This is a genomic window from Micromonospora reichwaldensis, assembly GCF_031845925.1.
Lineage (GTDB): Bacteria > Actinomycetota > Actinomycetes > Mycobacteriales > Micromonosporaceae > Micromonospora > Micromonospora reichwaldensis.
Map to the genome: position 1 here is coordinate 13,157 of NZ_JAVRFL010000007.1, position 22,335 is coordinate 35,491.

At 75.7% G+C, this 22,335-nt stretch carries 19 protein-coding genes; 2 read left to right on the forward strand and 17 right to left on the reverse strand.

Annotated elements, in window-relative coordinates:
• Positions 1 to 49: 49 nt before the first annotated feature.
• From RM555_RS07625 to RM555_RS07650, 6 genes are all read right to left on the reverse strand, one after another.
• Positions 50 to 1,918: an ABC transporter ATP-binding protein gene (locus RM555_RS07625; RefSeq protein ID WP_311411049.1), complete on the reverse strand. Its 1,869-nt coding sequence runs from the start codon at positions 1,916 to 1,918 to the stop codon at positions 50 to 52.
• Entirely contained in the window at positions 1,915 to 3,621 is a 1,707-nt protein-coding gene (locus tag RM555_RS07630; protein ID WP_311411050.1) for an ABC transporter ATP-binding protein, read from the reverse strand. The genes RM555_RS07625 and RM555_RS07630 overlap by 4 nt, the downstream gene beginning before the upstream one ends.
• A 252-nt stretch (positions 3,622 to 3,873) precedes the next feature.
• Positions 3,874 to 4,296, reverse strand: coding sequence for a hypothetical protein (locus RM555_RS07635; RefSeq protein WP_311411051.1), 423 nt, complete (start codon positions 4,294 to 4,296; stop codon positions 3,874 to 3,876).
• A 113-nt stretch (positions 4,297 to 4,409) separates the two neighbouring features.
• Positions 4,410 to 6,074 carry an alpha/beta hydrolase gene (locus RM555_RS07640; RefSeq protein WP_311411052.1) on the reverse strand — a complete coding sequence of 555 codons (1,665 nt, stop codon included), beginning with the start codon at positions 6,072 to 6,074 and terminating at the stop codon, positions 4,410 to 4,412.
• Between the two features lie 7 nt (positions 6,075 to 6,081).
• Complete coding sequence (locus RM555_RS07645) at positions 6,082 to 6,384, reverse strand: WXG100 family type VII secretion target (protein WP_311411053.1); 303 nt, start codon at positions 6,382 to 6,384, stop codon at positions 6,082 to 6,084.
• Between the two features lie 69 nt (positions 6,385 to 6,453).
• Positions 6,454 to 9,543, reverse strand: coding sequence for an MXAN_6230/SCO0854 family RING domain-containing protein (locus RM555_RS07650; RefSeq protein WP_311411054.1), 3,090 nt, complete (start codon positions 9,541 to 9,543; stop codon positions 6,454 to 6,456).
• Between the two features lie 119 nt (positions 9,544 to 9,662).
• Between RM555_RS07650 and RM555_RS07655 the strand changes: the two genes are divergently transcribed.
• Positions 9,663 to 10,952, forward strand: a complete 1,290-nt coding sequence (locus RM555_RS07655; RefSeq protein WP_311411055.1) for an MFS transporter — start codon at positions 9,663 to 9,665, stop codon at positions 10,950 to 10,952.
• Between the two features lie 65 nt (positions 10,953 to 11,017).
• Here the strand turns inward: RM555_RS07655 and RM555_RS07660 are convergent, their stop codons facing one another.
• The 11 genes from RM555_RS07660 to RM555_RS07710 all read right to left on the reverse strand — a co-directional run bounded on the left by RM555_RS07660 (position 11,018) and on the right by RM555_RS07710 (position 21,308).
• Entirely contained in the window at positions 11,018 to 12,001 is a 984-nt protein-coding gene (locus RM555_RS07660; RefSeq protein ID WP_311411056.1) for a nitroreductase family protein, read from the reverse strand.
• A 2-nt stretch (positions 12,002 to 12,003) separates the two neighbouring features.
• Positions 12,004 to 13,137: a hypothetical protein gene (locus RM555_RS07665; protein WP_311411057.1), complete on the reverse strand. Its 1,134-nt coding sequence runs from the start codon at positions 13,135 to 13,137 to the stop codon at positions 12,004 to 12,006.
• Positions 13,134 to 13,574, reverse strand: coding sequence for a DUF4188 domain-containing protein (locus RM555_RS07670; RefSeq protein ID WP_132239827.1), 441 nt, complete (start codon positions 13,572 to 13,574; stop codon positions 13,134 to 13,136). The genes RM555_RS07665 and RM555_RS07670 overlap by 4 nt, the downstream gene beginning before the upstream one ends.
• 3 nt (positions 13,575 to 13,577) lie before the next feature.
• On the reverse strand, positions 13,578 to 15,053 hold the full coding sequence (locus RM555_RS07675) for a phenylacetate--CoA ligase family protein (protein ID WP_311411058.1): 1,476 nt from the start codon (positions 15,051 to 15,053) through the stop codon (positions 13,578 to 13,580).
• Positions 15,054 to 15,260: 207 nt separating this feature from the next.
• The gene (locus RM555_RS07680; protein WP_311411059.1) at positions 15,261 to 16,013 is read right to left on the reverse strand and encodes an alpha/beta hydrolase; all 753 of its coding nucleotides are present in this window, start codon (positions 16,011 to 16,013) and stop codon (positions 15,261 to 15,263) included.
• Positions 16,014 to 16,140: 127 nt separating this feature from the next.
• On the reverse strand, positions 16,141 to 16,686 hold the full coding sequence (locus tag RM555_RS07685) for a hypothetical protein (protein WP_311411060.1): 546 nt from the start codon (positions 16,684 to 16,686) through the stop codon (positions 16,141 to 16,143).
• Positions 16,687 to 16,732: 46 nt separating this feature from the next.
• Positions 16,733 to 18,382, reverse strand: a complete 1,650-nt coding sequence (locus RM555_RS07690) for a glycoside hydrolase family 10 protein (protein ID WP_311411061.1) — start codon at positions 18,380 to 18,382, stop codon at positions 16,733 to 16,735.
• A gap of 523 nt (positions 18,383 to 18,905) precedes the next feature.
• Positions 18,906 to 19,313 (reverse strand): DUF202 domain-containing protein, encoded by a 408-nt coding sequence (locus tag RM555_RS07695; protein ID WP_311411062.1) that lies wholly within the window; start codon positions 19,311 to 19,313, stop codon positions 18,906 to 18,908.
• Entirely contained in the window at positions 19,310 to 19,708 is a 399-nt protein-coding gene (locus RM555_RS07700) for a YidH family protein (protein ID WP_311411063.1), read from the reverse strand. The genes RM555_RS07695 and RM555_RS07700 overlap by 4 nt, the downstream gene beginning before the upstream one ends.
• Positions 19,702 to 20,430 carry a sulfite exporter TauE/SafE family protein gene (locus RM555_RS07705; protein ID WP_311411064.1) on the reverse strand — a complete coding sequence of 243 codons (729 nt, stop codon included), beginning with the start codon at positions 20,428 to 20,430 and terminating at the stop codon, positions 19,702 to 19,704. Before RM555_RS07705 ends, RM555_RS07700 begins: the two co-directional genes overlap by 7 nt.
• A 2-nt stretch (positions 20,431 to 20,432) precedes the next feature.
• On the reverse strand, positions 20,433 to 21,308 hold the full coding sequence (locus RM555_RS07710) for a hypothetical protein (RefSeq protein ID WP_311411065.1): 876 nt from the start codon (positions 21,306 to 21,308) through the stop codon (positions 20,433 to 20,435).
• A gap of 127 nt (positions 21,309 to 21,435) precedes the next feature.
• Between RM555_RS07710 and RM555_RS07715 the strand changes: the two genes are divergently transcribed.
• A complete protein-coding gene (locus tag RM555_RS07715) occupies positions 21,436 to 22,218 on the forward strand; it encodes a DeoR/GlpR family DNA-binding transcription regulator (RefSeq protein WP_311411066.1) in 783 nt (260 codons plus the stop codon).
• Positions 22,219 to 22,335 lie beyond the last annotated feature (117 nt).

A 22,335-nucleotide genomic window follows, 5' to 3' on the forward strand; every position in this document is an offset into this window, starting at 1 on the left:
CGACGTCACCCGGGGCCGTCGCCGGCGACCCGCGCCGACGCGCGGCCGGTCAACGACGAGCGGCGGCCGCCTCCTCGCCCTCGCGCCCCCTGGGGAGGACGGGATCGGGCGTGCTCCAGGACCGCCACAGCCGGCTGTACCCGCCCCCGGCCGCCAGCAACTGCTCGTGCGTGCCGTGCTCGACGACGCGCCCGTGCTCCAGGACGACGACGCGGTCCGCGGTGGCCGCCTGGCTGAGGCGGTGGGCGACGATCAGCGTGGTACGGCCCTCGGTGGCCGCCGTGGCGGCGCGGTCGAGGTCACGCGCGCCCGCGCTGCCGGCCTCCGCGGTGGCCTCGTCGAGGACCGCGACGGCCGGATCGGCGAGGACGAGGCGGGCCAGGGCGAGCTGTTGGGCCTGGGCGGCGGTGACGTGCCGCCCGCCCTCCCCCACGCACGTGTCGAGACCGTCGGGCAGGGTACGGAGCCAGTCGGCGACGCCCACGAGCTCGAGCGCGGCGGTGATCTCGGCGTCGGTGGCGTCCGGGTCGGCGAGGCGCAGGTCGTCGCCGAGCGTCCCGGCGAAGACGTGCACCTCCTGGCTGATCAGCGCGATCTCGCGCCGGACGCGGTGCTCGTCCAGGTCGGTCAGCGGCACGCCGCGCAGGCGGACCGAGCCGCTGGTGGGCGCGATGATTCCGGCGGCGACACCGGCGAGCGTGCTCTTGCCCGCGCCGCTCGCGCCGACGAGGGCGACGCGTTCCCCCGGTGCGAGACGAAGGGCGACGTCCCGCAGCACGACCGGTCCGTCGTCGTAGCAGTGCCGGTCGACGAGCACCTCCAGCGCCGCGGGTTCGCGCGTGCCCGGCCCTGCCGTCCCGGGCCGTTGCGCACGGGCGGGCCCGGAGCCGTCGGGCGCGGCGGTGTCGGGCAGCGCGGTGACGCCGACGAGCCGGGCGAGGCTCGCCCCGGCCTGGAGCACGGAGTCGGACTGGAGCAGCAGCAGACCGATCGGGTTGAAGAGGCGGTGGAAGTAGAGGGCGGCGGTGGTCGCCGCCCCCACGGTCGCCAGGTCGTCGCGGACCAGCAGGAAACCGGCGAGCAGCACGGCGGCGAGCCCCACGAACTCGGACCGGTTGATCCGCAGCCCGAACCGGGTGTGCAGGCCGAAGATCTCCAACGACAGGTCGCGGGCCGTGGCGGAGCGATCGGCGATCCGACCGACGTGTGCGTCCTCCATCCGGTACGCGCGCACGGTCGCCGCGCCGCGCAGCGCCCCCGCCATGGCCTGTGCCCGCTCGCCGGTCGCCACCCGCTCGCGCGCGTAGTACGGGACGGACCGCTTCAGGTACCAGTACAGCGCCAACGCGTAGGCGGGGGCGGCGGCCAGCCCGGCGAGGCCGAGCCGCCAGTCGAGGGCGAAGAGCCCCACCGCGGTCAGCACGATGGACAGCAGCGCGCCGAGGAAGGCGGGTCCGCTGGTGGCGATCACGTTCGTCACCACGGCCACGTCGTCGCCGGCGCGGGCCACCAGGTCCCCGGTGCCGGCCCGCTCCAGCGTGGCCGACGGCAGGTGCAGGGCACGGTCGAGGACCCGCTCCCGCAGCCGCGCCAGCACGGTCTCGCCGAGGCGTGCGGTGAGCGCGGCGCCGACCGCGGTGAGGACTCCGGCGAGCACCGCGGCGCCCGCGATCACCCCCGCCCAGGCCACGATGCGGGGCGTGTCGGACCCGGCGATGACGTCGTCGACGAGGCGGCCGAGCACCCAGGGTGCGACCAGCCCGGTCGCCGCCGCGGCGACCAGCAACGTGCCGGCGGCGGCACTGAGCCCGGGCAGCCGGGCGAACTCGACCCGGAGGGCGGCCCAGGTCTGCCGCCCGGTGGCCGTGGGCAGCAGCCGCCTGCTCCGCACGCCGGGCGTGCTCGACTCGTCGGTCATCGCAGGACCTCCTCCCGGTAGCGGGCGTCGCTGGCGAGCAGGTGCTCGTGCGGGCCCTCGGCGACGACCCGCCCGCGGTCGAGCACGACCACCCGGTGCGTGCTGCGCAGCAGGACCGGGCTGTTGGTGATCAGCACCGTGCCGCGGGCCGCCGCCGCGCGGGCCGAGGTCAGCCCCTCGGCGAGCAGCGCCTCGGTCACCGCGTCGACCGCCGTGGTGGGGTTGTGCAGCACCAGCACCGGCGGGTCGGCGACGAGCGCCCTGGCCAGCCCGATCCGCTGCCGCTGCCCGCCGGAGAGGTTGGCGCCCCGCTCGGTGAGCAGCCGGTCGAGGCCGTGCGGGTGCGCGGCGAGCACGTCCTCGGCCGCCGCGGCGCGTACGGCGGCGCGTAGGACCGCCTCGTCGGCGTCGGCGCCGGCGGCGAGGTTGGCGCGCAGCGTCCCCTCGAACAACGCCACGTCGTGCTGCTCGACCAGGAGGATGCCGCGTACGGCGTCGACGTGCAGGTCCTCGGCGGGCACACCGTCGACGTACAGCGTGCCCCGGTAGTCCTCCCGGGGTACGCGTCCGGACAGCAGCGTCACCAGCGCCTCGGCCTCGCTCGGGTCGTGGGCGAGCACACCCAGGACCTCACCGGCGCCGACCCGCAGGCACAGCCCGTCGAGTCCGGCGTACCCGACCGCGTCGAGGGTGAGCCGCGCCGGGTCCGGGGCGGGTGGCCCGGCGGTACCCGGCCGGGTGAGCGGCTCGGCGCCGAGGACCCGGGCGACCCGCCCGGCGCTGGCGCGGGCCATGGCGAACAGTTGCACGGACCAGCCCAGCGTCTGCACGGGCTCGGCGACGAACTGGGCCAGCCCGACGACGGCGACGAGTTCGCCGACGGTGAGCCGGCCCTGGATCGCGAGCCAGCCGGCGACCCCGGCGACCGCCGCGAGGAAGAGGCCGTTGACGGTGGTGGTGAGCCCGAGGTGCAGGCCCTTGGTGGTGGCGGCGCGCAGGGTGACGTCGAGGGCGTGGCGGCTGGCGGCCGCGTACCGGCGGGCGGCGTGGTCCTGCGCGCCGATGCCGCGCAGCACGCGCAGGCCGGTGACGAGGTCGACGGCGAGCGAGGTCGTGGCGGCGAGGGCCTCCTGCTGCGCGGCGCTGCGCCGGCTGAGCAGCGGCGCCATCCGTTGCAGGGCGACGACCACCAGCGGCACGCCGACGAGCACGCCCAGCCCGAGGGGGACGTCGACGACGAGCAGCGCGACGGCGGAGACCGCGATGGCGGTGAGCGCGGCGGCGCAGAGCCCCGCGACCCGTACGACGAGCGCGGTCAACTCGGCGTCGGAGGCGGTGACGGAGAGCAGCTCGCCGTCGCGCATGCCGGAGCGGCTCCCGCGCGGGTCGAGGGCGCTGCGGGCGATCTCGACGCGCAGCAGGTGGGCCTCCTGCTCCAGGGCGGCGTACCCGAGGCGGGCGCCGGTGCGGTAGGCGAAGGCGAGGACGGTGAACAGGACGGCGAGACCGGCGAGGGAGAGCAGCAGCGCCCGTACGTCCCCGGTGGCGACCGCGCGGTCGATGATCACGCCGATCGCGACCGGGACGAGGGCCTCGGTGGCCTGGTGGGTGCAGAGCAGTGCGGTGCCGGCCACCACGCGGCCGCGCTGGCGGCGCAGGGCGCGGCGCAGGACCGTCCCGCCGCTGATCTTCTCGGCTGCCACGGGCGTCAGGCCCCGACGGGCGCGACGGGGACGCCCGGCCGGCCGGCGGGCGGGGCGCCGCAGCCGGTCGGCACGGTGACGTCCGGCCAGGTGGGGTTCAGGGTCCGCACCCCGGGGTCGAAGGCGACCCGGAGAAACGACGATGTGTGCACGAGCTGCGCCCTCCCAGCGATCGAGGGCCAGGTTAGCCTCACCTAATGGCTCCGCCGAACGGGGGCTCGGCGACCTGCGTCAGAACCGCGTCGGCTCCCCCTAGGCGTTGGCCGGGTCCTCCCCGGCTGTGGGCCGGTAGCAGCCCGTCGCCAGGATCAGGGCGACGCGGTCCCGGCTCGCGGTGGTCGTGAGGCTGATCGTGATCCCGGTGCCGGGGTCACGCATCGACACGGCGCCCCGGGTGCCGTCGGCGAAGGTGCGGTCCTCGGTGATCTCGTAGCCCTGCTGCCGCCACATGTCCCGGATGCGCCGCAGCGTGGCGATCTGGTCGGCGGGCGGGACCGCGAGTCCGGCGAAGCCGCTCAACGTCCACCGTCCGTCGTCGGCGATCTCGCCCCGCTGGCCCTGGCAGGGCGAGGTGTTCATCCGCCAGGCGTCGAGCGTGACGCCGGCGGTGGTGGCGACGGCCCGGGCGCGAGCCTCGGCCAGGGTGCTCACCTCGGCGGCTGCCTTGGTCTGCAACGAATCGTCCTTTCCTGACGACGAGCCGGGTCCCCCGCCCGCGCAGGCGGTGGCGGGCACCAGGACGGCCGCCACCGCCACGGCGTGCCACCGGGGCGTGCGGTGACGCGGGGTCACGGGGCGGTGCCGTGGTCGAGGGCGGCTGCCTCGTAGTCGCCGACGATGACGGCCGCCTGGGAGCGCAGCATCTGACTGTTCTGCGCCCAGTATCCGCTGTGACCGGACGTGTCGACGTGCAGGACGTTGCCGCCGAACTCCGGGTCGTGCGGGGCGGGGCCGTGGATGCCGACGAGGCCGTCGACCAACCATTCCCCGACGACGGGTACGCCGTCGAGCCAGCCGATCGTCTCCTCCGGTCGCGCGACGACGGTGTCGTCGGCCGCGGCACCGGCCCACACGTGTCTCGGGTCGATGGTGAACTCGCCGGCGTTCTCGACGCGCATGCCGGGACTGCCGACGGCGATCATGTCGTCGACGGCGAGGCCGTCGCCGTCGCTGGCGGCCTCGCCGAGGACGGTCGACCCGTAGCTGTGACCGATGGCGGTGACGTGGGACGGGCCGTCGTCGTGGGAGGCGCGGAGCCCGTCGACGAAGCCGTCGAGCGCGCGGGCGCCGGCCTCGGACCTGGCGCCGGACACGGCGCTGACGATGTCGAGGTCCAGCGACGGGGTGTCGTAGCCGAGCCAGGCCACGACGGAGACGTCGCTGCCGGCGGGGGCGAGCTCGACCGAGGCCTCCCGCAGGTCGTCGGCCCGACCGATCAGGCCACGGATGTCGTCGAGTTCGGTGCCGACCCCGGGAACGAGGACCGCGGTGTGAGCGGCGGTGTCCGGGTTGCCGATCGCCGCCGCCGCCTTCCCGTCACCCGCCGGATCGAACGACAGCAGGTAGAGCCGTTCGTGCGGAGCCGCGTTCTCCGCGCCTTCCAGCTTGTCCAGCAGCATGAGCGCGGCGGCGTGCCTCGGGTCGTCCCGGTCGCGGTGCCGGCCCACGTCGTCACCGACGAACGTACGCAGCGCCAGTTGGTTCGCCGCGTCGCGGTCCGTGGCGGGCAGCCCGTCGAGTGCGCCGATCCGCTCCGGGTAGGCGGTGAGGTGGACCTGCCGCTCGTCGTCGGACAGGCCGCTCCACCAGGCGTGCACGTCGGCGGGGCTGCTGCCCGGCGCCGGGATGCTGTCCGCGCTGAGCTGGAGCGCTGCGGCGGCGGCGAGGGCGCCGTCGTTGGCCCTGTCGTACTCCCAGGCGAACTGCCCCGGCGCGCCGGCCTTCAACTGGGTCAGGGCGCGGGCGATCCGGCTGTCGGCCTCGGTGGCCTCGGCGACGATCCGCGTGATGAGGTCGGTGTGGATCGCGGCGTTCCGGACCTGTCGACGGTGCAGCGTCTCCGCGTCCGGGTCGTGCCTGTCCCCTGCCGCCATCGCCGGCGCGGACACCCGCCCGGCCTCGTCCACGCTCAGTCCGAGGGATCGGGCGGTGCCGACGGCCGACTCCAACCGCCGTTGCAGGTCGCCGAACTCCTCCGCCGCTTCCCGCAACACGCTCGCGGCGGTCCGCGTCTGCAGGCTCGCGACCTCGAACTCGTCGTCGAGCTCGCTCAGCCGGCCCAGCGCGGCGCTGGCGGCCGGCCCCTGCCAGCCCGAGGAGCGCAGCGGCCCGGTCAGCTCGGCCCCGCACCGCGCCTCCAGCTTTGCGCAGGCCCGCGACAGGTCCGTCCAGGCCTGCGCGGCGTCCCGCAGCGGGGCGACGCGCGCCTCGCGCAGGTCCGCGTACGTCACCACCGCGCGGTCACCGCCCGGGGATGTCGAAGCGGGCGGCGCTGGCCTCGTCGCTGTAGCGGTAGTCCATCGCGCAGCCCTGCAATGCGTCGCCGACCTGGGACAGATGGCGTTCCAACCCGGCCAGGTCGTCCGACCACGACCAGCGCAGCTGCTCCAGCGCCGCCCGGGTCTGCCAGCCGGGCAGGCCGGAGACCGCCGCCCGCGTCTCGTCTCCGACGTCGGACACACCGCGCCGCAGGTCGTCCCGCAGGTCGTCGCACACCCGCGACGCCTTCTCCAGCAACTCCGGCTCGACGTGAAGTTCGATCACTGACTGGCCTCCCGCGAAGATCGATGCGAGCCTACCTACCCGCCCCACGCACCGCGCGGATCGGTCGCCTCAGCCGGTGCCCAGCCCGGCCAGCACGTCGCCGGCACGCAGCACCGTCCACGGGTGGCCGGGCGTGCCCGTCACCGTCACCACCGTCGAGCCCGGCGCGACCGGGACGGGCGCGGGGGCCAGGCGGTCGAGGGCGTCGGGGTCGGCGGCGCCGGCCAGGACCGTGCGGCCGGCCAGGTCGGGTGGTACGCGGATCCCGCCGGTGTCCTTCGACGCCGCCGCGCGGACGGCGGCCACGTCGGCCGGCACCTCGGTGTAGGTGCGGTCCGCGTGGCCGACCAGGATCCGGTCGGCGCGCCCGACCGCGTGCCACGCCAGCAGGTCGAGGACCGTGGCGTGGTGGCCGCCCAGGAAGTGCTCCCACTGGTCGGCGGCCGCCCGGGCCAGCTGGTCACCGTGGCGGTCGACGCTGTGGCCGTAGCCACGGCCGGTCAGGGTCAGGTCGGTCCAGAGCAGCCGCCGGGAACGCAGGTCCACGACCATCGGCAGCAGCATCCGGGCGTTGCCGCGCAGGTCGAACCGCTGCGCGACCCGGGCCCCGTCGAACTGCCCGCCCCTCGGGAGGGGCAGCATGACGCCGGCGAGCGCCTCCGTGAGGGCCTCGAACGGCACGGCGTTGTAGCTGAGGACGGTCGGCACCGCGTAGTGCGCGCCGCGCTCGGCGAGACGGGCCAGGTGGAGGTCGAGGAACTCGGTGGCCCCGAGCGGAGCCGGGGCGGAGGTGAGGTCGCCGGAGTGGACCGCGCCGTCGCCGGCGAAACGCAACCGGGTGAAGTCGCAGTGGCCCACCCGCTGCCAGTCCCGGTCGAAGAACACGCAGGACAGGTCGAGGTCGACCCGCGTGGCGCCCGGGTCCTCCCAGTGCAGGAAGAACCGCAACACCTCCGCGCCGGGCAGCGCCCGCACACTGCCCCGGGGCCACCCCGCCAGCTGCGCCGAGGCGGCCCGCTCCCGCGTCGGCGCGGGCACCTCGGCCAGGGCGGCGTCGAGGACGGCCACGTCGAAACGGCCGAGCCGGGCGGCGCGGGCGGTCAACTCGGCGTCGACCAGTTCGCGTACCGCGGTGATCGCCGGCGCGGGCACCGGCGGGCGGCGCTCGGGCTCGGTCCAGGTGGTCACGACGCTGCCGCGGGGATGGAACACCCGCCGGGGCATTCCGGGACCGGGACGGCCACCGACGATCCCGCACTCCTCGACGGTGCCGGGCTCCTCGACGGTGCCGCCTCCGGGCGGCACCTCGGCGGGAGGGGCCGCCTCGCCGCCCGGCCGGAGCGCCCCCCGCAGGAGGGCGGGGCCGGCGCCGCGCACGCCCCGCGCGACGGCGCGCAGGACGTCGCCCAGGCCGACGGTGAGCGCCGGGGCGGCACCGACCTGCGCGGAGCGGCGGGCCCGCGCCGCCGCCCGCGCCCGCGCGGTCGCCGCCAGCTCGGCGGGCGTCGCCCGTATCGTCCGGTCGCGGCCGGTCAGCTGAGCCGCCGCCGCGGCGAGCACGCCGGGTGCCACCCGGGCCACGGTCCGGCGCATGGCTGTCTCGACGGCCGCGTACGCCGCCGGATCGTCCCCGGCGACCCGCAGCAGGTGGTCGAGCCGGCGCCACAGCTCGCCCGGACGTTCGGTGAGCAGGCGGGCGGCCTCCGCCGCGTCGTCGCCGGTCAGGGCCTCCTCCACCAGGGACGCGTGGGTCCGCACGCGGACCGTGACCGTGCCGTCGGGGTGCCCGGTCGGCACGAGTCGCCGGGGCTCGCGGGCGCAGGCCGCCACGATGGCCGTGCCGAGGACACCCGTGCGGGCCGTGCGGGTGCCGCGCAGCGCGGCGAAGGCGACGGCCGCCGCCGGGTACGCGGCCACGTTCTCGTACGGGTGCAGCCGCTCGCCGAGGCGCTTCCAGACGGTCGGGTGCCGCCGCAGGTCCTCGGCCGCGCCCGCCGCACCGCAGGCGTCGAGATGCGCGAGGGCCGCGCGCCGCAGCGGCCGGGGCAGGGCCCGCACCCGGGTGACCGGCACGACGACGGCGGACTCGTCGGCCGGACGCCAGGCCACGCCCGGAGCCGTGGACTCGTCGTCGCGCCGCGGCAGGACCAGCCCCGGGTCCCCACCCGAGTACGCCCACAGGGTCCGCGCCACGTCCGTCGCGGTCGACCACCGCCGCCGGGCCGCGGCGACCACGTCGCGGTGACCGGGGGTGCCCGTCGCGGCGTGCAGCGCCCGGGCGACGACCAGCGCGAGGGTCTCCCGCGCGGGCACCACCTCGGGCAACCAGTCGAGGCGGCCCGGCGCGGTGGCGTCCACCAGCACCCCGAGGTCGGCCCGGTCGGACTCGCTCAGCGCGGCGGGCCGGGCGACCAGCTCGTCCCGGAGCCGGACCGCGGCGCCGACCGGGTCGGCCTCGAGCCCGGCGAGGCGCATCGGCAGCGGCGGCGCGGCCGGGACGGTGTGCTCGCCGGCGTCCCCGGCCGACGCACCGGCTCGCCGCGGCGGGCGGCGCACCGGGGCCGGGGGCGCGACGACGGGGAGATAGGTGTCGCCCGCCGCCAGCCGGCGGCCACAGATCGGGCACGCGGTGACCTGCTCCGGCGGGAAGCACGCCGGGCAGACGGGATGGCCGCACGGGTCCAGCGGCGCGCCACCCTCCTCGCGGCCGCACAGCACGCAGGGCGCGCCGGGCACGGCGAACAGGTGGGTCAGCAGCCGCCGTACGTAGACCGCCTCGACGTCGCGCCGGGTGTCGGGGAACGAGCGGTAGAGCGGCAGCATCGGGCGGTCCGCGCCGACCATCTCGTCGATGGTCGCCAGCAGCCAGTCGGCCCACCGGACCCGCACCGCCGCCGGCAGCCGGGCCGCCGCCGTGCGCAGGTCCGCCCGGAGCAGCCAGCCACGACCGGCCAGATCGGCCTCGAGCGCGGCCACCCAGGCGACACCGTCCGCAGGGGCGGCGCCCGTGCCCACCACCGCGACCCGGCCGGCGCGTCGCAGCAGCACCGCCGCCAGCGGATCCATGCTCGCGCCCTCCCCGTAGAGGCGGTGGGCGGAGAGTCGCGACGCTAGTTGCCAGGACAGGGTGAGAAGGAAGCACCGCGGGGAGCCGCCCACCGCGGACAGGATCATACGGCGCAGCCACGGCCAACCTCACCCTGATTCCCGGCCGGCAGACGCCCGTCCGGCTCGCCAGGGACAACGCTCGCAGGATGGATCGGTTTACCCTCGCCGGTATGAGCCGACGCACCGATCCGGTTCGGCGTCCCCTGTGGCGCGATCGCAACTTCGGCGCCTACTGGGCTGCGCAGTCGCTCTCCGCCGCCGGCGACTCGTTCGCCTACATCGCGGTGCCGCTGCTCGTGCTCCACGCGACCGGGTCGGTCGCCCAGATGGGCCTGCTCACGGCCGCGGCCGGTGCCGCGTCCGTCGGCGCGGGGATCTTCGGCGGCGTCCTGGTCGACCGGTACGACAGACGCAAACTGATGATCACCGCCGACCTGGCCCGGCTGGTGCTCTACGGCCTCATCCCCCTGGCCTGGCTCGGTGGTCCGCAGGTCTGGCTGCTCTTCGTCGTGCTGCCGATCTGCGAGGCGGCGGGCATGGTGTTCCAGGTCGCCGCGGTGACGGCGGTGCGCAACCTCGTCGACCGGCCCCGGATCACCGAGGCCAACGGTCGCCTACAGGCGACGTACGCGGCGGCGGCCGTGCTCGGGCCGTTGCTCGCCGGCGTGGTGTCGGCCCGTTTCGGCCCCACGGCGGCCATCGCCATCAACGCGGCCAGCTTCGCCCTGTCGGCCGTCGGCCTCTGGCTGGTGCGGCTGCGGCGGTCCGACGAAGGTGCGACGGCCGGCGGCGCGGCGGCGCGCGAGGGCCGGCTGGCCGAGTTCCTCGCCGGCGCGCGGTTCCTCTGGCGGCAGCCGGTGCTCCGCTCGCTGACCGTCCTGCTGTCGGTCTTCATCTTCCTGACGTACGGCTTCACCGACGTCCTCGTCTACCACGTCAAGCACGACCTCGGCGGCTCCGACGGCACGGTCGGCACGGTGCTGGGGCTGGCGGCCCTGGGCACGGTCGTCGGGGCGCTGCTGGTGGCGCCGCTGCGCCGCAGGCGTGGCTTCGGCATCACCTGGATCGGCGCGCACGCGGTGTGCGGTCTCGCCATCGTGGGCATCGGTGTCGTCGGGAGCGTACGGGGCGTCACCGTGCTGACCGCGGTGTATCTGTGCGGTGTCAGCGTGGGCGGGATCTGCTCGATGTCGCTGCGCCAGGAGATCACGCCGGACCACCTGCTCGGGCGGGTCACCTCGGCGTTCTGGAGCACGCACTACGCGCTCGGGCCGGCCGGCGCCGCCGTGCTGACCTGGGCGGCGGGCCGCTACGGCGTCACCGCGGTCACTGTCGTCGCGGGGGCGGGGTGTCTCCTGGTCGCGGTCGGCGGGCTGTTCACCCCGATCCGCCGCGCCGGCTCGGAGCCGGTGGCCCGCCCGCCGGCGCTCCAGCGGCCCGCGACCAGCCAGGCGTCGTGACCCCGGCACGTGCCACCCGCACGCCGGGGGCCCCGCACCGCACGTGCCGCCACCATCGCCGGGGGTCAACGGAAGCCCTGCCCGGAGCCGCCGAGCCGGCGCGCCGAGGGTGCCGCCGGGCCCACCGGCCGACCGACCCGGGCCACGTGCAGCAGGCGCTCCGACGCCACGCCCAGCAGCGAGCCGAGGGCGTCGCGGGTCGCGGCCGTGTCGATCAGCTGGCTCAGCGGGTGTGCCGCCAGCCCGGCCGCGTGCAGGGTCAGCCACACGCGCGCGAGCACCCGACCGAATTCGACATGTGTCGCGTCGTCCGTCCCGGGCGGTCCGATGAGGACGAGCACGGCGCCACCGCGGGCGAGCGGGTTGCCGGACGCCGCCGCGAGGAGCCGGGGCAGGCCCAGCGGGCGCAGGACCGGGTACGCCGCCAGCGCCGCCCGCAACGCGGTCGCCTCGCGCCCGGACAGGCCCAGGCACCGGTCGGTGAGCCCGTCGGCGTGGTAGTCCGGGTGCGTCGGCGTGAGCCGCAGCCAGGACCGCAGCTCGGCGACCACGGCGGGATCCGCGTACGTCTGCCGGTCGGCGGCCCGCAGCAGTCGGGCCAGCCGGCCGGCCTCCGGTACGGCCCGGACGGTCCCGCCCGACGCCCGCGCGACGGCGTCGGCGGCGGCCACCACCTCGGGGTCCGGCCCGGCTGAGAACCGGCCCCGGTGGGTGCGGCGGGTGAGCACCTGCGCCGCGTCGAACGGGGTGTCGTAGCGGTGCGGGGACGCCCGCAGCCAGCCCGCCCGACGGTCGGCGGCACAGTGGTCGGCGACGAAGCGCAGCCGGAGCCCGGCGTCGGCGGCGACGACCAGGCAGGTCTCGACGAAGGCGCCCAGGGACAGTCGCAGGTCCCGGCCGGACGGATCGGCCGCCGGCAGGGTGTGCGCCGGCTCCCAGCCCACCCGGACCGCATCGGGCTGATGGTCGAGGCGCCACGGCTGGGTGTTGTGCGCGCTCGGCGCCCGCCAGCAGAGCGGCGCCAGGGCGCGGAACGCCGCGAGGTCCATGTCTACAGCGCCTTCTCGTAGAAGGTGTACCCGTGCAGGGGCCGGCCGCCTGACGCCCGGTACTGCGCGGCCGAGGCCGGGTTGTCCCGGCCGACGTAGGTGCTGCGCAGCGTGGTGTACCCGCCGGCGTGCAGGTTGCGGCGCAGCGCGTCGGAGAGCAGCCGCTGGTATCCGCGCCCCTGGTACTCGGGCAGCACGCCCTTGACGATCAGCACCGCCTCCCGCCGGTACCGGCGGCGGACCGCCAGCAGCCGGAGCTGGTGGAGCAGGTTGAGGTCGCCCCGCACCCGGACGACGAACTCGCTGATGTCCGGCACGCAGAGCACGAACGCCACGGGTTGCCCCGCCCTGGTCAGGTAGAGCAGCAGCGACTCGTCCAGCAGGTAGGCGAGCCCGTCGGTCTGCCGGCGCAGCTGCGCGGCGGAGATCTCGGTGTAGTAGCCGAGCTGGGCGAAGGACGCGTTGAGCATCCCGCGCAGCAGTTCGAGCTGCTCGGCGAGGCGCCGGACGTCGCCCCGGTGCACCCGCAGCTCCGCGCCGTCGGGGTCGGCGCCGGGCTGGTCGGTGCCGCGCGGGTCGATGCCGGGCTGGTCGGCGCCGCGCGGGTCGTCGGCGGCGGCGGAGACCGGGCAGATCCAGGTGTCCGACTCGAACCGCCGGCGGAACCCGTACGACTCGTAGGCGGTCACGTACCGGGGCGGGTTCCAGGCGCTGTCGATGAAGCCCCGGTCGGCGTAGCCGGAGGTGATGACGCCGCCCGCCTGGTTGGGCAGCAACGCCACCGGCCCGAAGAGCGCGTCCCGGTCGCCGGCGGCGCGGGCGGCGGCGACGATCGCCTCGAACAGCGGTCGCGCCGCCGCCTCGGTGAACTCGGTGAGCCCGAAGAGCTGACACCGGCGGCCGAGCTTGGCGTCGAGGGCGGCGTCGGTGTGCAGGGTGGTGCGCCCGACGACCGCACCGGTTCCGCCGTCGCGCAGCACGTACATCGGCACGCCGTCGCGCCACCAGCGCCGCACCAGCTGGCGCGACGGCGGCACGAAGCGCGGCTCGCCGGCGTACAGCCGGTCGGTGAGCGCCAGGAACTCGCGCAGGCCGCGCCGGTCGACGACCCGCTCCAGGCCGCGCGGGGCGGTCATCGCCGCACCGCCGGTCCCACCGTCTCCGAGCCCAGCGGTGTGAACGTCTCGATGTGCCCCAACTCGGTGGACTCGGCCCGCCACAGCCCGTTGGAGTAGCCGTCGGGTTCGGCGGTGAAGAGCCGGATGAAGCCCGCGGTGGCGTTGCGGTCGCCGTCGGTGAGCCAGACCATCAGCTTGCGGTGGTGGCGGGAGCGGGCGAAGCGCATCAAAGCCTCGCGGTCGGTGAAGAACGCGACGGTGCCGAGGGTGAACGGGAACTCCCAGTACACCCGGTGCCAGCGGTATCCGGACATGCGACGCATGTCGCGGACCATCCGGCGCCAGGCCGGGAAGAGCCGCAGGATCGCCAGCGGCCCGCGGTAGCGCGTGGCGCCGAAGAACATGGCGCCGGCCTGGGCCCGCGCGGGGGCGCGGGAGAAGTCACGGGTACGCATCGCTCAGCCCTTCAGGTAGACGTTCTTGATCTTCTGCTGTCCGGCGAACGGGCCGGCGCCCGGTTCGTGCAGCGCGATGCGGAGGTCACCGGCGGTCGGGTCCTCGGTCAGCGACTGCGCGAAGTCGCGGGAGACGGCCGCCAGGTGCCGGCGTACCCCGCTGCGGCAGGCGGCGGCGAGAGCCTCGCGGTCCGACCCGGACAGCGGGCGGCGCAGTTCCAGGTGGACCACGGGCCGGGTCTCCAGCGCGGCGTCCTCGGCCAGCGACAGGCAGAACCGGCTGATCTCGGCCGCGTACGGGTTGTCGGCGTAGAGGCCGTACTCCACGTCCTGGGGATAGAGGTTGGCGCCCAGGTACGACACCGTCGAGTCGCGCCGGCCGAACAGCAGCAGCACCGGCAGGGTCATCCGCTCGCTGGCCAGCGCCGCCCGGCAGTCGGCCCAGCGCCGCGGGTCGCCGCGGACCAGGTCGAGGATCCGTCGATACCCGACGAGCAGCGCCTCGTCGCCGACGTTGTACCGCAGCCGTGGCTGCAGGACGTCGGGACCGGTGATCGTGCAGAGCAGTTCCCGGCGCTCGTTGGTCTCCAGGTAGGTGGCCAGCGGGTTGTACTGGAACGCCATCGGCAGCCGCTGCTCGTCGGCGCCGAGCAGCGCCGCCCGCAGCTCGGGGTCGTCACGCAGGCGCCCCCGCAGCCACACGGTGAACCGGGTCTCCGCGCCGATGCCGATGGTCAGGTCCGAGGCGCCGTACGCCGACCGGACCCGCAGGAAACGCTCCTCCAGATAGGCGCGCAGCGCCTCCGTCATCGCCTCTCCCCCGCAGCTGGCGAAGATGCGGTGGCGCGACCAGTCGAAGCCCTCGGCGTCGAGCCGGTCGCGCAGGTGCTTGAGGAACGGCGGGTACGCGGTCACCAGGTAGTCGAAGTCCGGGCCGAACTCGCGCAGCGTGTCGACGATCTTGCCGAGGTCCGGGCCGGTGTTCTTGACCACCGCGATCCGGGCCATCGCGGCGCCGGTCGTCGTCCCGGTCGCCCACGCGCCCATCGAGTAGGCGTTGATGACGAACGGACGACGCATCGGGAAGACCAGGCTGGTGTAGCCGACGATGTCGCGGTGCACCGCGCGCAGCTCGCGCTCGCCCCGGGGCCAGTTGAAGGGCCGGCCCGACGAGCCGGCCGACTCGTCGACCACCACGCCCCGCTCCGGCAGTCGTCCTCCCCGGCAGCGCCGGGCCGCGTCGAACGGCACGACGTAGCTCACCTTGTCGGTCTCCGGGAAGTCCCGCAGCCGGCGGCGGGCCCCGGCCGGCCGGGCGCGCAGGAAGGCGCGGTACGCCGGGACGTCCAGCGCGGCGAGCGCGCAACCGGCGCGCGCGTTCGCCGCCGCGAGCAGGTCCAGTGCCCGGTGGTGCCGCCGGGCCGACCACCGCCACGCGGCGGGATGGCTGCCGGCGAGCCGCACCGCAGCCCCGATCACGCGACCGGAGATCGTCAGACGTGCCCGTCGCCAGCGCTCGCCGGCCGTCAGGCGCGGTGCCGTGAGAAAGGACGGATCAGCGTATCGATGCAGCGTCTCGGCCATGTCGAAATCCTCGGCGCAGCCGACCAAGGATGCCTGAGCTGTCGCACCGGTCGACGCTGAGTATCCGCACCCAGCCCGATCCGGGCACCGGCCCCTACCTCGTCACGGGGCCAGTCGCTGCGAGATCCAGTCGGCCGCCTGCTCGACCGCCCGCCGGGACTCGTCGGTGTGGTCCAGCATGTCGAACCCGTGCTGCCCGCCCGGTACGTCGATCACCTCCACCCGTGCGCCGGCGTCGCCCGCCGCGTCCAGGAACGCCGCGACCGTCCCGGCGATCTCCTCCCGTTCCCGGCCGACCCGGGTGAGCAGCAGCGGCGGTACGGGCCCACCCGCCGCGCCGATCGCCGCGCCCGGCGCGAAGCGCGGGTCGACGCCCCAACCCGGCAGCGGCGCGAGGATGGGATACGTCAGCGCCACCGCCCGCAGCCAGGAAGGCCGGTCCCGCAGCCAGTCCGTGCTCAGCAGCCCCCCGCCGGAGAAGAACCAGAGGGCGATCCGCCCGCCGTCGACGCGCGGGTCGGCGCGGACCCGCTCCACGGCCGAGGCGACGTCGAGGGCGGCCGTCGCGCAGTCGGTGACGGGGCCCTGCGGACCGACGACGACGCCCATCCGGTGCTCGACGGTGATGGCCAGGAGATTGAGGTCGGCGAGAAGGCAGCCGTAGCCGCGGAAGACCGGCCAGTCGCGGGGACCCGATGGCAGGTCGGGTGGCAGCGGTCCACCGTGGACGAGGACCACGGCGGGGTGCGGGCCGGCGCCGTCCGGTACGTACCAGTCGAGGTTCGCCTCCCGCTCGGCCTGGCGTGCCGTCGGTGTCAGCACGAAGGGGCGGAGGAAGCTCGGCGTCTCGTCCATGATCGCAGTCTGGCACCTTCCGGCCACTCTGTGCTGCCCCCTGCCGGGCGTCGCACCGTCGACCGCCCGCTGGCGGCCACGCGCCGGGGCGGTCCCCCGAGGCGTACGGCGGCCGTTGCCGTCCGGCTCAGGCCCCGGTGCCGGGCGGCGGCAGCGGCAGCTCGACGGCGTCCACCGTCGCGACCCGCACGGCCGAATGCGCCGGCGGCAGCTTGTCGGCTCGCGGCGAACGACTGTGCACCCGGCCCCGGCCGGTCGGATCCGGCCGCCCGCTCACCTCGCAGGCCACCATCAGGATCGGCGCGGGCGGGGCGGTGAACCGGCCGGCACCCCAGCGCACCCAGAGCGGGATCCGCCCCGCGTCGGCCTCGGCGAGCAACTTCTCCCAGGTACGGCGGCGCGTACCGTGATCGACCTCGACGACGACCGGCGGTCCGTGCGGGCGGGCACAGGCCACGTCGAGCACCGACTGCTGCGCGGACATCGGCGGCGGCAGCGGCAACACGCTGGACGCCCGCCGGTAGACCCGCCAGCCCTGCTCCCCCGCCCAGCCGACCACCGCGTCGATCAGCCGGGCGGTGACCTGGTCCGTGGTCAGGTCGGTGAAGGTGACCGCGTCGAGCCGCTCGGCCAGCGACGCCGCCAGCCGCTCCCCGTCCTCGCCGACCACCACCGCCGCAGGGTAACCGGCGCGACGGGGCGTTCCCGCAACCCCCCTCCTACGGCGCCGCGACGGCCATCGGCGCGCTCAGGCGGCCCTCGTTGCCGCTGCGGTCCAGGCCGGAGACGCAGTAGGACAGCGGACGGTCGGCCGGTGCGGTGCGGTCGACCCAGCCGGTGCCCCGGGCGGCGCCGACGAGCCGGGCCGTGTCGCCGTCGACGCGGTAGACGGCGAAGCTCGCGGCGCCGTCCCCGCGCCAGGTCAGCGTCACCCCGTCGACGCCCGCGCGCCGCGCGCCGGTGACCGTGGGGGCGGCCGGCGGCGTCGCCGGTAGCTGCGCCATCGCGGGCACCAGCGCCGGCCCGGCGTAGTGGGCCGCGCGGTACCGGCTGACCGCGCCGAGCTTGTCGGCGCGTACCTGCCGGGCGCTGAAGTGCACGCTCCCGCTCGCGCCGTGCCGGCGGTTGAGGGCGAGCTGGCGGTCCAGTTCGGCCGGGTCGCGCCAGGCGCCGCGCTCGCCCACCCGGTAGTCGGCCTGGCCGATGTAGAGCTGCACCCGGGTGCCCCGCACCGTGGCCGCCCACCACGGCAGCAGCGTGGCGTAGTCGGCCTTGTCGAAACCGATGTGCCAGTACAGCTGCGGCACGACGTAGTCCAGCCACTGCCGCCGTACCCAGAGTCGGGTGTCGGCGTAGATGTCGTCGTAGCTCTGCAACCCCGCGGTCGCCGAGCCGGCCGGGTCGGTGCGCTCGTTGCGCCAGATGCCGAACGGGCTGATACCGAACTTGACCCAGGGCTTGATCGCCTTGATCCGCTCGCTCATCTCGCGGACCAGCGTGTTCACGTTGTCCCGGCGCCAGGCGTGTTTGTCGGCGACCCCCCGGCCGTACCGGGCGAACGTCGCGTCGTCCGGGAAGTCCTGCCCGGCCTCCGGGTACGGGTAGAAGAAGTCGTCGAAGTGCACCCCGTCGACGTCGTACCGCTGGACCGCCTCCAGCATCGAGTCCTCGACGAACGTGCGCGCCTCGGGGATGCCGGGGTTGAAGTAGAGGCGGCTGCCGGGCCGGTCGGCGCTGGGATAGGTCACCACCCAGTCGGGGTGCCGCCGCAGCGGGTGCGTCGGCGCGAGCCGGTCCAGCCTCGGGCCCGGCCCGCCCACCGTCGCCGGCTGCCCGCCCCGGTACGGGTTGAACCAGGCGTGGAACTCCAGGTTGCGGGCGTGCGCCTCGGCGACCATGAACTCCATCGGGTCCCAGCCCGGGTCGCGGCCGTCGCGGCGCCCGGTCAGCCACTCCGACCACGGCGCGTACGCCGACGGCCAGAGCGCGTCCCCGCTCGGCCGCACGTGCACGAAGACCGCGTTGTGGTGCTGCCGCACCGCCAGGTCCAGCCAGCCCCGGAACTCCGCCCGCGCCGCCTCGGGCGACAGCCCCCGCCGGCTCGGCCAGTCGATGTTGTTGACCGTCGTGATCCACATGCCCCGCAGCTCGCGGGGCGCCTCGGCCGGTCGACCGGCGCAGGCGGGGGTGCGATCCGTCGGGGCGGCCCCGAAGGGGGTCCCGACGCCCTGCTCCGGCAGGTCGCGTCCACCGGCGACCCGGCCCCGCAGCGACCAGGCGCCGAGCGCGACCGCCACGGCGAGCGCGGCGACCACCGCGACCAGTGCCTGGGTACGACGGCGGCGGGCGGGCGACTCAGCGGCGGGCATCGCCCCAGTCTGCCCAGTCCGGCCCCGCCTCGCGAACCGGTTGGACCGTCGGTGGACGGTCGGCCGGGGGCCGGACGCCACCGCCGTGGCGGATCAGGCCGGGTCGTCGCCCTCGAAGGCTCCGGATCGGCGCGTCAGGAACGCGACGCCCGCCTCTCGTGAGCGGTGCCGTGGTCGCCGTCCGCCGAGACGAACGGGGTGCGCATGCGGGTCATCGCGGCCGCGCTCACGTCCACCGATTGCCCGCGTTCGCGGTCGGTGTCCCTGTCTCCCTCTGACTCGAAGGGATTCAGGGCGGGCGGCGTCAGGTCTGCCAAGACGTACTCCAAGATTTCACAGGGCGGCGCGCAACGTCTTCACTGGCAGCTGCGGGCCGGGCGGGAACGCGGGTGGTCGGGGCGCGTCATCGGCCGTCGCATACCCGCTTCGGACAGCCTACCGCTCCCACGCCCCGCCGCCGAGGCGAGGCTGCGGGGGCCACACGTACCGGAGTCGCGACGGCGCCGTCACCGGCCTCGCACGGTCACGGGATCGACGACGGTGTCGCGGCGGTCAGCACGGCCGCCGCCGCGGCGAGCCCGAGCAGGCAGGTGAGCCCCGCGACGCCGGCCATCCAGCCGGCCCGCGGGACGACGGTCGCGGGGACCGGGGGCGACGTGGTGCGACGCGGCGGGACGCACCTGGCGAGGGCGAGCGCGCCCACGCACAGCGCCGGTGCCGCCACGGCCGGATAGGCCCAGCCGCCGAGCAGCGGGGTGAGCAGCCGCGCGCCGACGGCACCGGCCACCAGGAACGCCGCCGCCGTGCGCCGCCAGGCCAGCATGGTCCGCTCCAGTTGCAGGCCGGGGTCGCCGTCCAGGCGAGGGGGCGTCCCGGGTGGACCCGCCGACGCCGGGCGGTCCCCGTCGCGGGGTGCGGCGGCACGGCTCACCGGACGAGGCCGACCAGGATCAGTCCGGCCGCCAGGACCAGGCCCAGGCCGAGCGGCATCGCCAGCGCGGGTGGCGGCAGGCTCCGACCGAGGCGCAGCGCCGCCTCCGTACGCAGCCAGCCGATCCACGCCTGCACCGGGGCCGCGGCGCCGAGCACGATCAGCACGACGGCCGCGGCGCGGCGCAGCCCGGGCGCGATGGGCAGGGCCAACGCCTCCAGGGCGATCCCGGCCGCGAAGAGCGCCAGCGACGTACGGATCCAGGCCAGGAAGGTGCGCTCGTTGGCGAGGCTGAACCGGGGGTCGGGATCGACGCCCCGGTCGAAGACGCGCCCGGGCCACCGGCGTCGCCCGGGCGTCCGCGAGGAGGTCCCGTCGTCCGTGTCGACTACCACAGGGCGCTCACTCCCTTTCCGACGGCGATGATGCTGCCGATCAAGGCCAGCCCGATGACCGATCCTCGGGCCCGCTCCTCCGGCAGCCAGCGGGACAGCACCTGACCTCCGGCGATGCCGACGGTCATCGCCACGCCGCAGGCCAGCAGCAGGGGCCAGGACAGCGCCGGCGTGCCCTTGGCGGCCAGCGACAGCACGTTGGTGACCAGGCCGACGACCTGCACGGTCGGCACGAAGCTGCGCTGGCCCCAGTCGGTGCTCACCGCGTAGACGGCCAGGGGCGGCCCGCCGGTGCCCGCGGTGGTGTTGAAGAAGCCCGAGGTGAAGCCCGACAGCACCGGCCCGGCCCGGCCACGGAGGAAGCGCAGCGGGTTGCCCCGGGCGACCCAGGCGACGGAGATCGCCGTGATCGAGCCGACGCCGATGAGCAGCAGCGGACCGGGCAGGGACGCCACCACCCAGGCGCCGAGGGGGACGGCGACCACGACGCCGACGATCATCTCCACGGCCAACCTGCGGTGCAGCGCCCGGAAGGTCGAGGCCAGGACGACGAGGTTGATCGCGGCGGAGAGCAGGTTCGCCAGCACGACACCGGTGAACGGGCCGAGGATGATGACCAGGAACGGCGCCGCGACCAGCGCGAAGCCGAGCCCGGTGACCCGCTGCATGGCCGCCCCGAGGGCGACCGCCACCACCGCGAGGGCGGCGCCGAGGAGGGCCACCGTCAGCGGGACACGGCGTCGTCAACCACGTCGCAGAGGCGGCGCAGCCGATCCACGGAGATGGTCCGCAGGTCGTCGGCCATCGTCGGGCTGCCGACGACCGACGCCCAGATCGCCCGGCCCGCCAGGAAGCCCGACGCCCCGGCCTGGCAGGCGAGGCGGACGGCGTCGGGGAAGAGTTCGGCGGGTACGCCCGACGACAGCACCACCCAGGGTCCGGCGATGGACTCGCTCAGCCGGGAGCAGCCGGCGACGATCTCCGCCGGGGTGCCCTGCCCGGCGGTGGGGACCTCGGCCTTGTAGAGGTCGGCGCCGAGCGAGCCGAGTTCCCTGGCGGCGGCGAGGATCCCGGCGTCGTGGTCGAAGGCGCCGCCCTGGCGGGGGGCACGGGACACCGGCTCGATGATGCTGACGAGTCCGTTCTCGCGGCACCGCCGCACGAAGTCCGTCACCAGGGCGATCCGGGGGGCGGGGTCCTCGTCGGGGCGCCAGAGCACGAGCAGCTTGAGCGCCTTGGCGCCCTGGGCGCGTACGGCGGCGGGGTCGACGTCGTCGTCGATGGCGACGTCGGCGACGAACTCGGTGGCGCTGGCGGTGAAGCGGTCGGCGGCGGCGATCAGGGCGCACTCGGCGGCGACGGCCTCCTGGGCGATGACGGCGTCCCAGCCGAACTGCTTGTCGACGAGGATCGCCGAGGCGTACGGGCTCAGCGCGCGGGCCGCCGCGACCTTGAAGGCGGTGATCTGCTCGTCGGTCACCGGCTGGCTCTGGTGGGCGGCGAACATCGCCCGCAGGGCCTCCCGCTGGTCGACGGCGAGCATGGCGTAGCCGCCGGAGGGGCGGGCCAGGACGGTGGGCGACACGGTGGCGACGGTCATGGGGTACCTCCCAGGATTACCAAAGGACGTTGGCAACGTACCATCGGATGGTAGAAAAATAACATCCCTCGGTTGCTCTAAACTCTCCACGAGCCCCGTGGGGTGACATCCGGCAGGAGGGCCCGGCGTGAGCGTGCAGACGTCCCGTTACGAGAGCGCCCCCCGGCGCCGCACGCAGATCATGGCCGCGCTGCGGCGGGCGGGCTTCCTCTCCGTGGCGGAACTCAGCGCCCAGCTCGGCGTCTCGCAGATGACCGTGCGCCGCGACCTGCGCCAGCTCGCCGAGTCCCACGAGGTGACCCTCGTGCACGGCGGGGTCAGCCTGCCGCCGGGCGGCGTGGCCGGCCCCGGCTTCGCCTCCCGGGCGCAGACCCACACGCAGGCCAAACTCGCGATCGGGGCGGCCGCCGCCGCCCTGGTGCAGCCCGGCGACACCATCGGCATCGACAGCGGGACCACCGCCGCCGAGGTGGCCCACGCCCTGCCCGCCGAGTTCGAGGGATGCGTGGTCACCCACTCGGTGCCGGTGCTGGGGCACATGCTGTCGCGTCCGCGCGCCCGCGTCATCGGGATCGGCGGCGAGCTGCTGCACGACAACCAGGCGCTGGTCGGCTTCGCGGCCCTGGACCTGACCCGCCGCCTGCGGATCCGGATGCTCTTCCTCGGCGCCGGCGCCGTCGACGAGCGCGGGGTCTACGTGCGCTCGGAGATCGAGCTCAGCGCCAAGCACGCCCTGATGGAGATCGCCGACGAGATCGTCCTGGTGGTCGACGCGAGCAAGCTGACCGCCACCGCCCCGGTGCAGGTCTGCGGGCTCGACCGGATCGACACCGTGGTGGTCGACGCGCCGCTGCCCGAGGCGGTCGCGACGACGGTGCGGCGCAACGGCATCCGCGTCATCACCGCCTGACCTCCCCGGCCCGCTCCGCCACCGGCCGCCGATCCGGCGGGCGGCACCGGGTGCCACAACGCCCCGGCGGCGGGCTCCGGCCGTCCCGGCAGCCCGCGGCGGGCCCTGCCGCTCACG